The sequence below is a fragment of the Pararhodonellum marinum genome (assembly GCF_015354735.1).
GTDB classification, from domain to species: Bacteria; Bacteroidota; Bacteroidia; order Cytophagales; family Cyclobacteriaceae; genus Pararhodonellum; species Pararhodonellum marinum.
This window is the reverse complement of record NZ_JACEFJ010000023.1, coordinates 1-12,738: the sequence shown is the minus strand read 5'-3', so window position 1 is coordinate 12,738 and position 12,738 is coordinate 1. Positions and strand designations below refer to the sequence as shown.

At 34.2% G+C, this 12,738-nt stretch carries 18 protein-coding genes; all 18 read right to left on the bottom strand.

The window, feature by feature from the left end:
* Positions 1-29: 29 nt before the first annotated feature.
* Positions 30-917, bottom strand: a complete 888-nt coding sequence (locus H1A14_RS22710; RefSeq protein ID WP_194778609.1) for a DUF695 domain-containing protein — start codon at positions 915-917, stop codon at positions 30-32.
* Between the two features lie 171 nt (positions 918-1,088).
* Positions 1,089-1,376, bottom strand: coding sequence for a hypothetical protein (locus H1A14_RS22705; RefSeq protein ID WP_194778608.1), 288 nt, complete (start codon positions 1,374-1,376; stop codon positions 1,089-1,091).
* Positions 1,377-1,381: 5 nt separating this feature from the next.
* Positions 1,382-1,681 (bottom strand): hypothetical protein, encoded by a 300-nt coding sequence (locus tag H1A14_RS22700; protein ID WP_194778607.1) that lies wholly within the window; start codon positions 1,679-1,681, stop codon positions 1,382-1,384.
* Between the two features lie 178 nt (positions 1,682-1,859).
* Positions 1,860-2,753, bottom strand: a complete 894-nt coding sequence (locus H1A14_RS22695) for a hypothetical protein (RefSeq protein ID WP_194778606.1) — start codon at positions 2,751-2,753, stop codon at positions 1,860-1,862.
* 176 nt (positions 2,754-2,929) lie between these two features.
* Entirely contained in the window at positions 2,930-3,457 is a 528-nt protein-coding gene (locus H1A14_RS22690) for a hypothetical protein (protein WP_194778605.1), read from the bottom strand.
* Between the two features lie 397 nt (positions 3,458-3,854).
* A complete protein-coding gene (locus tag H1A14_RS22685) occupies positions 3,855-4,298 on the bottom strand; it encodes a hypothetical protein (protein ID WP_194778604.1) in 444 nt (147 codons plus the stop codon).
* Between the two features lie 170 nt (positions 4,299-4,468).
* The gene (locus H1A14_RS22680; RefSeq protein ID WP_194778603.1) at positions 4,469-5,152 is read right to left on the bottom strand and encodes a DUF4288 domain-containing protein; all 684 of its coding nucleotides are present in this window, start codon (positions 5,150-5,152) and stop codon (positions 4,469-4,471) included.
* A gap of 160 nt (positions 5,153-5,312) precedes the next feature.
* On the bottom strand, positions 5,313-5,480 hold the full coding sequence (locus H1A14_RS23470) for a hypothetical protein (RefSeq protein WP_394355344.1): 168 nt from the start codon (positions 5,478-5,480) through the stop codon (positions 5,313-5,315).
* A gap of 169 nt (positions 5,481-5,649) precedes the next feature.
* A complete protein-coding gene (locus H1A14_RS22670; RefSeq protein WP_194778602.1) occupies positions 5,650-6,039 on the bottom strand; it encodes a hypothetical protein in 390 nt (129 codons plus the stop codon).
* Positions 6,040-6,213: 174 nt separating this feature from the next.
* Positions 6,214-6,750, bottom strand: coding sequence for a hypothetical protein (locus H1A14_RS22665; RefSeq protein WP_194778601.1), 537 nt, complete (start codon positions 6,748-6,750; stop codon positions 6,214-6,216).
* A gap of 136 nt (positions 6,751-6,886) precedes the next feature.
* Positions 6,887-7,366 (bottom strand): hypothetical protein, encoded by a 480-nt coding sequence (locus H1A14_RS22660; protein WP_194778600.1) that lies wholly within the window; start codon positions 7,364-7,366, stop codon positions 6,887-6,889.
* Between the two features lie 175 nt (positions 7,367-7,541).
* A complete protein-coding gene (locus tag H1A14_RS22655; protein ID WP_194778599.1) occupies positions 7,542-8,075 on the bottom strand; it encodes a hypothetical protein in 534 nt (177 codons plus the stop codon).
* A 169-nt stretch (positions 8,076-8,244) separates the two neighbouring features.
* Entirely contained in the window at positions 8,245-8,709 is a 465-nt protein-coding gene (locus H1A14_RS22650; protein ID WP_317174921.1) for a DUF4844 domain-containing protein, read from the bottom strand.
* Positions 8,710-8,916: 207 nt separating this feature from the next.
* Positions 8,917-9,183, bottom strand: a complete 267-nt coding sequence (locus H1A14_RS22645) for a hypothetical protein (RefSeq protein WP_194778598.1) — start codon at positions 9,181-9,183, stop codon at positions 8,917-8,919.
* A gap of 40 nt (positions 9,184-9,223) precedes the next feature.
* Positions 9,224-9,667, bottom strand: a complete 444-nt coding sequence (locus tag H1A14_RS22640) for a hypothetical protein (protein WP_194778597.1) — start codon at positions 9,665-9,667, stop codon at positions 9,224-9,226.
* Between the two features lie 159 nt (positions 9,668-9,826).
* Positions 9,827-10,180 (bottom strand): hypothetical protein, encoded by a 354-nt coding sequence (locus H1A14_RS22635; RefSeq protein ID WP_194778596.1) that lies wholly within the window; start codon positions 10,178-10,180, stop codon positions 9,827-9,829.
* Position 10,181: 1 nt separating this feature from the next.
* Positions 10,182-10,547: a DUF5958 family protein gene (locus H1A14_RS22630; protein WP_317174922.1), complete on the bottom strand. Its 366-nt coding sequence runs from the start codon at positions 10,545-10,547 to the stop codon at positions 10,182-10,184.
* 833 nt (positions 10,548-11,380) lie between these two features.
* A complete protein-coding gene (locus H1A14_RS22625) occupies positions 11,381-12,583 on the bottom strand; it encodes a toll/interleukin-1 receptor domain-containing protein (RefSeq protein WP_194778594.1) in 1,203 nt (400 codons plus the stop codon).
* Positions 12,584-12,738: the final 155 nt, after the last annotated feature.

Sequence of the window (12,738 nt, the reverse complement as noted above, 5' to 3'; positions counted from 1 at the left end):
ACCTGCTGGCGTTCTGTCTATCGTCATAGTTAGTCCTTTTCAATTGATGTTTCCCAACCGTCATATTCTCCGCCAATTTCATTTGCAAGTTTCCATAAATAAATAACATATTCGTCAACACTGTTTTGGTCAACCTTTTCAACCCGTTTTAGTTGAAGTCGGTAAGCAAACTCGCCCCAGGATTTGTCGCTTCCTTTGTCAACGATTGAGAATTTGTCATTTTTAATTTTCTCTAGAAATTTTTCTCTGTCGCTTTCCGATTTGAAGTAAATCCAATGAAATACTTCTCTTTCTTTTGTCAGGTTGTCACCACCTTTTTCTAATTGTTCAATTACTCGTCTGTTTTGAATACTCTGAAATTGTTGCGGTAGTGGATATAAAAAGTCAAAATAGCCACCCCATTCTTTGTCTTCCTTTGAGCCAAAGTCAAATTGATATTTTGGATAAGGAACCATACCTTCTGAAATTGTCTTGTCGTAAAGTGTAGTGTCGCCAAAATAAAAATACAAATCTCTGTCACCGGCTGATGTAAGTCGTCCTACATAAATTGAGTTGTGTTTAGAAGTAATCTTGTCAACCAAAGCGTCTTCAATGTCGCCCAACAAACCGCTTTCTTCTTGCGATGAAAGTCCATCTTCTCTTGGGTTGTTCATTTTTATAGAAACCCAAACAACATTTGGTTTGTCCGCGATTGGAGCAACTTTATGAAGACCAAGGTCAACAAATAGCGAACCTAACTTGTCGTTCACGTTACTGAAATAAAACTCCCATTCTTCTTGATGTCCAACTGTTGGTTGAGAAGTAGTTGTCGGTTTTTCAGAATTTGTCTTACCAAATAATTTCTCAAAAAGTCCCATTGAAAATGCTGTTATTGTTAGTGCTAAAATAGTTATTCCGATGATTAATTTCTTGGTCATTGTCTCGATGTTGTGTCGTTCTACGCTTGCTGCTAACCGTTTTGCGTATATGACTTGTGGCGGTATTCGAAGCACTTTCCTGTCCACCGAAAACAAGCTAAATTAAAAAGCACTAAGCTTAAATTTACCACTTTCCCCGCCATAAGTTATATACGCTGTGTAGGGCATTTTTTATTTTAATTTTTCTTCGTCAGGAATATTTTTCCATTCTACATTTTCATCAATTGTCAATTCTACATTCAGACCTGATTTCACTATATCTGTAATGTGGAAAAACCCTTCTAAAACTGTCCATTCCCTAATTGGAGTTGACTTAAATCCCTTTTGATTTTCATCCCAATATACACCTGCTGCTTCTCTGTAAACGTATTGATTATCTGGGCTGCCTTCTCCAATAACCTTTAAAAGAAGTTCATTTTCGTCATTAACGACTATTTCCTTTATGATTTCATTTTTCATTGTTTCTAGTCGTATTCTCCGAGTTCCTTGTCAGTGAGCGTTCTTATGTTCCCGTTTTCAATTGCTATACCTGCATGATATTTCCTGCATAGTCTGGGAAACGGAAACACAGCTCTTTGTGCTAGAATATGAATGTGTAAAATATCATCATCTCTTTTCCATTTTGAGTAGCCAAGTTGAATGTTGTCATGATTTTCAATACTTCCCCAATCAGGCATTGAAATCAATTCATTTATTGTTTTCAATGAAAGCTCCTTGGCCACCATATCAACTGCATTCTGATATTTCTTGTCTTTCCTGTTCATAATGCCCTACAACGGTTTGCCGCTTTGCGAAGGCGGGGATTTTCAGCACTAAACTTGATTAGATGCACAAAGCTTAAATTTAGCACTCCACTGTCTTGTCCTGAATTTAGCATTTCACTGTCATAAAAGCACGAAACCCCCGCTTTTGCAAAACGGCTGTTAGCAAACGTATTTTTTTTTATCTATGGTTTACAAATCCGTCAAATCCCACACTTGGGCCAAAATCTTTGTGTGATTTCCATATTGGTAATGCATTAAATTCTTTTTTAATCTTATCTGCATTACTTTGTCTTAGAATTAATAACTTATTTTCAGAATCATATACTTCAAACGCAGAAGCAAACTTTTCAAGTAAATCTTGATATTTTATCATTCCACTCTCCTCGACATTTTTAAAAAGCTTTTTGTATTTTTTGAGGATAATAACGAAATCAACTTTTGGCAAGATTAACGGTATACCCTGAGTCCAAGCAATTGCTGTAAATAATTCTTTAGAATCCTTATTTTGTAAAACAAATGGATTTGGAATATAAATATCTTCCTTAATATCATTTTCAAACTTATCTATTTGACTTGTATAGCTCCAAAAATAATCAGATTTCTCTTTATCCATAAATTTGAGCTCATATTCTAGACTGTGGGCTTTGCTGACAATTGAATTATGTTCCGTCCAATGGTCAGTCAATTCCTTAGCAGTCCATTTTAAAGGGATATGCTTTGATTCATCAAACTCTTGCAGATTTAAAATATATAAATCTAGTTTATCAACGAAATGGGAAATGATTGGAAATATTTCTTTACCAAAATAATCAGGACGAAAGAAATTTATTGATGCATTTACATTTAAATTTTCAAAATCATCAAACCAATCAAAAATTTCAATATCCTCTTTTTCAGTATTTGGCTCATTAAAATCAATCAGGAAATATACTCCAGTTCTCTCATTCTCATAATTTATTTGTGAATCAATATCACTAGTATTTTTGGGAACTAATTTTTTTAATTCTGATATTATTTCGGAATTACTTTGTTTGTTATTTTTTCTACGGTAAAAATATAAATCGTAACTCATAAATTTTCTGATGTTTCGTGTCTTTTAATATGTTTGCTAACGTTTTGCAATATGACCAGTGGCGGAATGCGGGCGACATCACTGTCAACCGTTACAAAACTTGGCGCGGGGCAGACGCTTTCAAGCTGCCACCGCGCCCGACATTGGTTATATGGCGTGTTGTAGGGCGTTTTTTATTAATTTTCCCTAATCAATTTATCAATTTCTTGTGGGTCAGTTTTAATTTTTAAACCTAATTTGTTAATAATTTCTTTTTCTAAATCAGAACATTCACAGCACTTAAAACTATCATAATCAACTAAATTCCAACCAATGACAAAATACTTTTCTGTCCTGTAAGTTTTTGGCGCTGGAGGAAACAATGTGGCTCGTAATATCAAATAGTTAAGTAATTTTTTTTCAATGTACTTTTCTAATTCAATAGGGTAAAAATCAAAAGAAGGGCTCAAACAATTTGAATCCGATTTTAAGCTATATACAATATTAATCTCGCTTTCTGGAAACCAGTCTACCAAATTAGTTGTATCTGTTTTGCTTTGTGCTATTTTAAAATTCCAATTTTTTATTTCATCCAATTTATTCTCAAATTGTTTAATAGTCTGTCCTTTTGAACATGCTATAACTAGAATTGAAATAAGGAAAAGAATCAAATATCTAAATATCATTTTGTAATTATATTTTTCAGTTTCAGAGCTTTTAATCATTTTTCAGTGCCTTAATTGCGTTGTTTTCAAAGTTCTGTTAGGTTACTTAAATTTTTAACTCGAGTCGAATCCTCTATTGATTTTTCCAAGTCAAAGGTGTCTTGTATTACTTTATTTACATGTGTGTCTGTTGAACCAAGTCGGTTATAAATATGGTGCTTTGTTCCATCATAGTCCAAGTCCTTAAAATTGTATCCATAATTCAGGTAGTATAAGTTGCTGAAATTTGATTTTTATAGGTCAATCGTTTTGCAAAGTTCAGTTGTCTCAACCGTCCACTCATTTCCTCTCTTCTTGAATCCGTGTGGTTTAAGAAGTTTGTCCAATGTGTCTTTGAATTCTTTGTTAGTCATTCTAATTTATTGCATTGCACAAAATGCTGTTGTGTGCCGTGCATTTAGTCCGTATGATTATCAAGTTTCCAATCCTTGTTTTCTCTTCTTTTTCTCCAGTCCCAATAACTGTCGTACAATTTGTCGTGAAGCATTAAGTCGTCCGGTGCTTCAATGTCGTCTGAGTCGTCAACTAATTTTATTCCTTTCCATTTTTCAAAGTCGGTCACTGGGTCACTAACACCGTCAATGTTTGCTAATATGTCAAAAACAACAGTCGCACATGAGTCTGCAATTACTTTTCTCAGTCCGCTCTTTACGTTGTCGTCCGTCTTGATTGTCTTTAGTGATTCACTTTCTAGTTCATTTAGTCCACCGTTTGGTGGATAGCTTATTAATTCGTCAGCCGAGTGATTTGTCAAACTAGTTGCTGCTTTGTCGGCTGTCTCCTCAATAGCTTTATGTATCTGAAGAAATAGAACCTTCAAATTGTCTGACGATACTTTCATGGTCAAATCTTAATTAATGCATGGCACACAACGGGATTCAGCTTGGAGAAGGTGGGCAGGCATTCGAAGCCGTATATTCCAAGCATACTCCTAACTTCTTAAAGGTACTGATTTTCATATTTACTCGGTGCCGCCCGCTGTATCCAAGGTGATGTTGGCAAATGGGCTTTTTATTTACCATCCCAAATTCTTTCTGGCGTAAGTTTTCTACTTTTGAGTTTGGAATAAACTTCTACGCCTTCTGGGTTATTAAAATCTGACAGTTTATCTACACCGGTTTCATAACAATCATCAAAACTCTCTATTCTCCATCTAACTTGTCTGCCGTCGGAGTTTAGATATGGCTTAACGTAGTTTTTTTTCTGTTTCTCCATTTTTTGGTAAGCATCGTCTTGAGATTTTGCCTTTACAATTACAAATCTTTCCTCAAATGTTTGCATACCCTTTTGAAGTCCTTCTATCTCAATAGCTACGGTCATCTTGATAAAGTAAAAACTCTGTGAGGCTCTAACCCTTCTTTTCTTTGCCGAGCTAATTTTATTTATGAAAATATGCCAAATGCAATCGAATGTTGAGATATCTTTAAGTGCATCAAATGTTAGTGTAGTTTTTATACCTATTGGCCGCTTTTTCGTCCCAAGTAAAGAATACTCTTTTACTGAAATCCTATCAGTCAGTTCTCTGAACCTTTCTCTAAGCTCAAGGTCTATTCTTTTTTTTCTCTCTTTTGGCAAGAGATCTTTTAAAGTCCCTAGGTCGGGGTATATCAGATATATGCTGGCTTCTGCTAATCTCTCTTTGTCAGAGATAGCTTCATCTAAAATCCATTCATTAAGTCCTATCAACTTTTCCATTTTTCATTATATACCTTTCTGCCAACGTTTTGCAGCTACCCGAAGGTGGCAATTTCGAAGCGATTCACTGTTAACCAAGCACAAACTTTGATAGAAGCACAAAGCTTGATTTAACCACTGAACCGCCACTTTTGGGTAGGTGCTGTTATGGGCTGGTTTTCTAACTTCGTCTAACAATGTAATTTGTCACTTTTCCTTCTTCATTAAATTTTATTGTCAAGGTTCCAATGTCTATTCCCCTTTTCGCCATACCAAGATAGTAACTAAATTCATTTTGGTATTGTGATTCAGGTTCCCCAAGCAATTCAATTATTTCGTCCTTAGTCATTCCGTGTAATTCATAGTTGTTTCTTACCATTCAGATTCTGTTTCTTCCCAATTTTTCCATTTTTCTGAACTGAATTTCTCGTGTATTATTCGACCCTTTAACCCAAGCCCGATTAAAATTAAAATCCCTGCAGTCAATAGTCCTATTTTTAGAATTCTATTCATTTCTGTCAGTTATGATTGATTAATTTCAAGTCCTTATTTTCAATTAAGTTAGTCAGCTCGTTATAAGAAATTTTATCAAGAGATAGCTTTTTCGATGGTCTATACAATTCTATTTCTGTCTTTACACCGTTCTGATAAACCCAATTATATAAATCGTAAATTTCTTTGTTCGATTTTTTAATTTGGATGCGAGTCCAACCTTTTTCAACTCTCCCAAAGTCGGAAGTCGTTTTGTTTAAAATCAGGTCACCACTTTTCGCAGAATAAAAAATTTCTTGAAGGTCTCCATAGTGGTCTTCTACTTCCATTGCATAAAGTCCGAACCCAATAAATCCAACTATCGAGGTAATTATAATCCCGATTATTAGAAATCCATATTTTAGTTTTCTATTCAAGTTCTATGTCTTTGTGGTGTCGTGTTAAACTTGCCCATAACGTTTTCGGGCTTTGCGTTCGGGCGGGTTTCGGGTCACAAAACTGTCAATACACCACAAAAGTTGATGCAAGGTAGAATGTTCAATTAAACACTTAACCCGCCATTGTGCCAAAGGCCTGTTGTAGTACGTTTTTTATTCAACTATTATTTTTAATTCTTTTGTTTCAAAAGACTTGCCTTCTATTCCATACACTGTTCTGCAAATTCCTTTGACTAAAATATTCGAATCTTCTATTAAATCGTTTTTATTTATTTTATTCTTTAATTTCAATTCAGATATTTCAAATATTATTTCGGTTTCAGATTCGGAAATTTTTCCAAAAAGCTTTTTTTCAAATGGTTTATCTTTTGATATAGTAAATTCATCAATATATTCACTATCGTCTCCAGTCATACTTGGTCCTTCAATGAAACGTTCGTTTAATACCTGATGGAATCCAAATTGTTCTGCTTTTGATAAAAATGAAATTTCAATATTATTCAGGCTTTTATAAATTCTAATAGTTTTTTCATGTTCGATTGGTACAATTCGAATAGTCAATTCAAAGTTGTCATTTGATTGATATGCTTCTTTGTCAAACTCCAAGTACAGATTGGTGTTTTTAAAATCATTTTTTGAACAACTGAATCCTAAAATAGAAATCAGAAACATTGTTAAGATGTTCTTCATTTTCAAAATGTACTACAACGTTTTGCGCATATGGCTTGTGGCGGCTTCCGAAGCGAAATTCTTTCTTTCAATGATAATCTCCATTAGAAGTCAAAATTCGAATTTACGATAATCCCGCCATAAGCTATATGCGCTGTTAGGGGTTTGTGCTTCTTATTTTTAATTTTTTCTCTCCGAAATTAACTATCAAATATGACAATGTAATTCCCAATATTCTGCATATCCATGCTGAAGTAATGTCTAAGCTTCTGGAAAAACTATTAAAATCGGTGGAAAAATAAGTGAGTTTCTTGCCATAGAAAAATAAAGCCATGATCAAAATGATTGAAAATATTACGAGTAGTATTTTGAATGCCATGGTTCTGACGGTAGTGTCTAGACTCAGAAACAAGATAAAAGCGAATATTGCTGTCCCGAATATTTGAATGGCTAATGATACAAATAGTCCGAGTTTCAAATTTTCTCGAAATAAGTGACCAGCGCCTTTGAAATATGACTCACCACCTTGGTAAAAGTTTTCAGATAATACTTGCTGGGCATAATACAATGGTATTCCATAGAATAGAAAGGCTAAAACAATGAAGCCAAAAATTTTTAGAATCTTTTCTGAACCCATGTTTACTTCATTTCGTGGCTTGATCTTCGCATAACCCCTAACGTTTTGGCGCTTGGCGAAGAAGCGGATTTCGAAGAACTAAACTGTCTGCCAGCACTGAAGCTTGAATTTAGCACTTCACTGTCATAGAAGCACGAAACCCCCGCTTTTGCAAAACGGCTGTTATATGCTGTTTTTATTTCCATTCGTCTCTTAATTGTCGCCATTCTTTCCAAAATGTCAAGTAACCTTTTTTGTCAAAGTCGTCTGTTGGAATTGTCTTTGGCAAACTTGTTTTATAAAAATTCTCAACTTGGTCTGCGAAGTCCAGAACTATTTTTTTATAAGCGTCTTTGTCAATAGTTGCTTCTTGTCCGCTATCAGTTAAGTGCTTAATTTTATTGTCTTCAGCATGAATAATTGTCCAATCAATTCCGCTTGGGCAACCACAAATATTTACAAAGTCTTTTTCATCGTCTGCAATTATGAAGTGTCCACAACAAGGCAGTAATTGACTTGCGTAGTCGTCTTTTTTGTAATTTTCTTTTAGTGTCCGCATTAAATACAAGGCTGTTGCACTAACTGTCACGTCTAAACTGTCTTTGTCTGCTACAATTTCGTCTCCGATTTTTACAAAAACGTGTCCGTGTGCACAAAGGTCTGTTGGGTCGTCATCTTCCTTTATCCAATGAAGGTCTAATATTTTTATGTCAAAATTGTCGTCTGTCATTGTTTGCGGTGTGTTTTTCTAAAATAGCATATAACGTTTTGCGCGTATGGCTTGTGGCAGCTTCTGAAGCAGAATTCTTTCTTTCAAAGTTAATCTCCATTAGAAGTCAAATCCCGAATTTACGATAATCCCGCCATAAGCTATATGCGCTGTTATAGGGCGTTTTCTTTTATTTTCCTTCTTTGTCAGCTGGTTGCGATTTTGTAGGGTCAAATCCGTACATAAAGTGATTCAGGTGGCCATCCGAGCTTTCCAATCCGACAATGTCCATTAGCTCTTCAAAATAGCTACATACCCTTTCCCTGTCTTCAGTATCCAGATGCAAGTAGACATCAGAAAAATTCTTGAGTCCACTTTTTATAGCATCCTGATACTCCTCATCTGTTGCTATTCCTTTTTCCGCAATCTTTCTGAAGTCGTCAGCAACAAGGTTTATCTTCTTTGTCAAGAGGGGTTTTATTGTGGGATCTCCGATTCCTGGATAGAAGAGCTTAGCGTCTTCGACAAACTTCTCTTTAAGTTTAAACTCTTCAAACTTTGTCATTGCTCGTTCAGGTGTTTCTATTTGCTTTTGGCCACAGGCTGTCATTAGAAGGAAAATCAGTCCTATTGTTAGGTTCGTTGCTCGTTTCACGGTTGTCTTTTAAATTCTGACTTACGTTTTTGTATATAACTGAAAATAAGATAATTATAAAATTTTCGTTTTCTCAATTACTTCTTGTTCTTCCGCCAATCCGGTTGCTTACGAATTCAACTTTTTTTAAAGTAAGGGGAATGCCCTAAAACGGTCCGCGCATAACATAGGTGGCGACTTAAAATGCGCAATCATTTCAGTTAAACCTTAAGTTTCTAAAAAACACAAAACGCTCGTTTCACCACAAATCTCGCCATTTTTGTTATGCGCTGTTGTGGTGCGTTTTTTTATTCCTTTTACTTGGCTTTTTTCCAAAACTCCAAACGAAATACAAGAAAACGAAAACGTAATAATGATTTCTGAAATTGACACCTTTTCCCCTGATATAAGGGATATTCCAATATAAAAAGCTGTGATAATTAATACAATTCTTAATGTCCAGCTGTTTTTCAAAAAATCAATTTGTCTTTTCATTCAATATTCCTTTTCTGATTTGCATTCCTTTAGTTTAGTTTTATTGCTCTTTTGTAAATATCACAAAACCAATTAGAATTCCGTTTTCGCTAATAGAGTCATTATAGACTATTGCAATAGGCTTGTTTAAAACTCCACTCGATATTTTATCAATTTCCTTTTTTGGTAACTTAAAAGGCAATCTACTATTGTTGTCATCTTCAAATTCAGCTATTGTCTTTTTATCATCTATAAATTTTATTTTTCGATTTATAGTATCAGAATTGAAATCATAAAAGACAGAGATATTCAAGTATTCATATTTTTCTACAATATTTAATTCTACAGCATAAATTTTTGAATTAAAATGGTTGCTTTCAATTAACAACTCTGAATCTTTAGTCATTCTCCAAGTAGTAATTGTATCAGTTTCTACTTTTGCAAAAGTATAATCTGAAATTCCTAAAGTTATTATCAGAATTAATATTTTAATCAGGCTTCTCATTTTTTTTCAAATGCACCACAACGTTTTGGCGATTGGCACAGTGGCGGATTTCGGAGCACAAAACTGTCAATACACCACAAAAGTTGATGCGGGGTAGAATGTTCAATTAACCACTTCACCCGCCATTGAGCCAAACGCCTGTTGTGGGTATGTGCATTATTACACTTTTTTAAGTTCTTCATTCAAGTAGTCAAAAGGTAAAAACTTATCACGCCTTATTGAATAGTTTTCAAATATCCAATCAATTAACGTTTCTAATTCATTTGTTTGGTACATTCTCTTTCCGTACATATCATCTGGTTCAACATATGAGAAATCATAAATATTTTCACCTCCTTCTTTTCTTTCATCAAACACTTCATGAAAATCGAGGCAATATTCATCTTTATCTAGGTATAATGAAATCCACCTAATAGTTGTAAAATTGGCGCCTTTTGTAAAACCAAGAAATTGCTCTATGGTCTTACCCTTATTTATCATTGCTTTTATATTTCCAAAGTCTAAATAATTCATGTTAATCAGGATTATGCCATTCGTGATTACACCCATTCTTATGAACTGCCTCTCGGCGAAATATATCTGCTGTTTTAAAAATGCTCAATATTATCACAAAAGAATTTCTCAATTTAGAGTCAGCCAAATTTTTAATTTTGTTAATTGTTATTTCAAAGGTCTCTGTCTTGAAAAGTATCACAGGAGTCATTGTCTCTTTTATTGGGATAGTTGGAATCGCTTTTGAAATCAATTCGTCAGTTGGGTCTGCTTGTGGTTTGAATGCTATTAAATTATTTCGTAAATACTTTTGTCCTTTCAAATCAAACTGGTCAAAACAATCCACTATCTCGGAATCAGTAAATTTAGTTTGTGCATATTTATTAATATTTTTTTTAATCTATATCATTTTGTACGATGCTCGTTTTGCATTTCCCACAACGTCTAGTAAAGTAGCAGAAAGGGATTAATATCTATTCAGTTTCTGCTGAAAGTAAATCTAATAAATAGCTGCAAAGTAACCTTTGCCTTTTAAGCCCTTTTTGCTTCTTTATTTTGTTAGGTGCTGGCCATTTCTTCGTGACCTTGAATTTATAGATTATTTGTTCGTCGAAAATTTATTTAGTTTTTATCGATATGTCATTACCATATTTCCTTATGAACATGTTATTAGTCATTATGCTTGAAAGAATAAAATAAAATCCCACGCCTAAAAGTTCTAAATGACTCAGTCTTGATAGGGTCATTTTGCCCTCTCCAGTTAGAATTAAGTTAATTATTACTAGTGTAAAAATTACTATCGTAAAATTGATCATTACTTGTGCAGAACTCTTAGTTAGACCATAGTAAACATTTCTTTCAGCCAAATAATCAGCAATACCTAAATATAGATAGTTAATTACAAAAAACGAGATGAATAGAATCTCATATACTTTTACATCTGCTAATCCTATTTTATCATTTATTGAATCCCAAAAGGTGATCATAACAGTAAAATAGATGAGACTAACTATATTATAAATTAGATTAAATTTTATTGTCATATATGTTAATGGTTCACTGCAGTGGCTTGCACCTAACGTTCCCACGCTTTGCGTTCGTGCGAGTTTTCGGAACACAAAACTGTCAACCTACCACAAAAGCCCAATTGGAAAACTGAACTTGAATGTATGCACGTCACCCCGCATGACGCAAAGCGTGTGTAAGGCAATCGTGCTTTTTTCATCGGTATCTTATTACTACTGGATTATTTCTCAATGACCGAAGAAATTGGTAAATGTTTTCCTCATTTACTTCAATTTCACCTTTGTCTAATTTTTCACAAAATTCAATTGTCTCGTCTGCATTGTATCCCGCTTTATGATAGTCTGAAACTAGAAAAACCCAATGGCTTTCGTCATCTCGAACTCTTGGTTCAACTCCATGTTCATGCAAATTAACTGTCTCGCCATTTATTATTGCATATCCATTTTGTCTTTCATTTTCACTAACTATTGTTCCATCTTTGAGTATGCCAACATTGTAACTTGTACCTCCAATGTCAGAATCAATTTTGTAGGGTTCTAATTCGGCAGATTTAATAAGAATGAATTCATATTGAAGCTCTGAGTACATGCAAACCCACATTTCAGTAATTTTCACCTCCCAATTAAACCCTGATATAAGCCAATTTCCTGTCGGTAGTTTTCTTAGCTTTTCGACATAATAGTCACCGCCAGCTTGTTTATACCAAAAGTGTCTTAAGAACTTAGCTTGACTTAAGTCGGTTAGAATTTGATTTTGAGTTTTGATGTCTTCAATTTTATGAATCCCGTCTTCATGGGCAGGAATAGCTTTTCTTATTATCTCGTTTAGGGGGTATAGATTATTTGTAAAACAATCTGTCCATTCATCGACTTCTTCAGATTCGCTTGTTAATGAAGTTGTTTCTTGTTTTATGAGTTTATTAATTTTACCTAGATAGTCTTCTATTTTCTTATGAAGTTTTTCCAGATTGAAACTTGGATTTAATTCGTCTTTACAATCTTGAATTAGTTTCAAAATACCTTCTCGTTCATAACATTTTAACCCTAATCTGCTAAGGTCTAAAAAGCCAAGTTCACTAAATTCTGCATTTGGTAAAAGCATTGGGATAACAGATTCTTTTTTAAGAGTTGCCCAAGCAGCACCAACTTCATTTAAGCATATTTCACTCGATTTGTAGTTTTTTGAAACAAATAGCAAAGCCAAAGAAGATTTGTTGATTTCTTCTTTAAGTCTGTCTGGAATGTACTGACCACTTTTTACACCCTGTCCTTCCATACTTGAACAAAATATTCTGTCCGATGGAATATCAAGTCCAAGTAGGAGAATATTTTCTACAAATGATTTCACGTAGTCATTGTCCTTGGAAGAATGGCTAATAAATATTTTATCTTTTGTCATTTAAAATTATTTCAAATTAGTAGTCGTCTTATAGCATGTTGCCTAACGTGATTCAGCTTGGAGACGGCGGGCTTTCAGAGACGTTCCCTTCATGCCTACTCCTAACTCCTTAAAGATACTGATTTTCATAGTCACTCGGTACCGCCCGCTGTATC

Excerpts from the sequence above, each read along its gene's own strand:
- H1A14_RS22680 (WP_194778603.1), bottom strand. The coding sequence starts at position 5,152 with ATGGAAAAGTTGATAGGACTTAATGAATGGATTTTAGATGAAGCTATC.
- H1A14_RS22695 (WP_194778606.1), bottom strand. The coding sequence starts at position 2,753 with ATGAGTTACGATTTATATTTTTACCGTAGAAAAAATAACAAACAAAGT.
- H1A14_RS23470 (WP_394355344.1), bottom strand. The coding sequence starts at position 5,480 with ATGACTAAGGACGAAATAATTGAATTGCTTGGGGAACCTGAATCACAA.
- H1A14_RS22665 (WP_194778601.1), bottom strand. The coding sequence starts at position 6,750 with ATGAAGAACATCTTAACAATGTTTCTGATTTCTATTTTAGGATTCAGT.
- H1A14_RS22655 (WP_194778599.1), bottom strand. The coding sequence starts at position 8,075 with ATGACAGACGACAATTTTGACATAAAAATATTAGACCTTCATTGGATA.
- H1A14_RS22710 (WP_194778609.1), bottom strand. The coding sequence starts at position 917 with ATGACCAAGAAATTAATCATCGGAATAACTATTTTAGCACTAACAATA.
- H1A14_RS22645 (WP_194778598.1), bottom strand. The coding sequence starts at position 9,183 with ATGAAAAGACAAATTGATTTTTTGAAAAACAGCTGGACATTAAGAATT.
- H1A14_RS22690 (WP_194778605.1), bottom strand. The coding sequence starts at position 3,457 with ATGATTAAAAGCTCTGAAACTGAAAAATATAATTACAAAATGATATTT.
- H1A14_RS22635 (WP_194778596.1), bottom strand. The coding sequence starts at position 10,180 with ATGAATTATTTAGACTTTGGAAATATAAAAGCAATGATAAATAAGGGT.
- H1A14_RS22640 (WP_194778597.1), bottom strand. The coding sequence starts at position 9,667 with ATGAGAAGCCTGATTAAAATATTAATTCTGATAATAACTTTAGGAATT.
- H1A14_RS22705 (WP_194778608.1), bottom strand. The coding sequence starts at position 1,376 with ATGAAAAATGAAATCATAAAGGAAATAGTCGTTAATGACGAAAATGAA.
- H1A14_RS22660 (WP_194778600.1), bottom strand. The coding sequence starts at position 7,366 with ATGGGTTCAGAAAAGATTCTAAAAATTTTTGGCTTCATTGTTTTAGCC.
- H1A14_RS22685 (WP_194778604.1), bottom strand. The coding sequence starts at position 4,298 with ATGAAAGTATCGTCAGACAATTTGAAGGTTCTATTTCTTCAGATACAT.
- H1A14_RS22625 (WP_194778594.1), bottom strand. The coding sequence starts at position 12,583 with ATGACAAAAGATAAAATATTTATTAGCCATTCTTCCAAGGACAATGAC.
- H1A14_RS22700 (WP_194778607.1), bottom strand. The coding sequence starts at position 1,681 with ATGAACAGGAAAGACAAGAAATATCAGAATGCAGTTGATATGGTGGCC.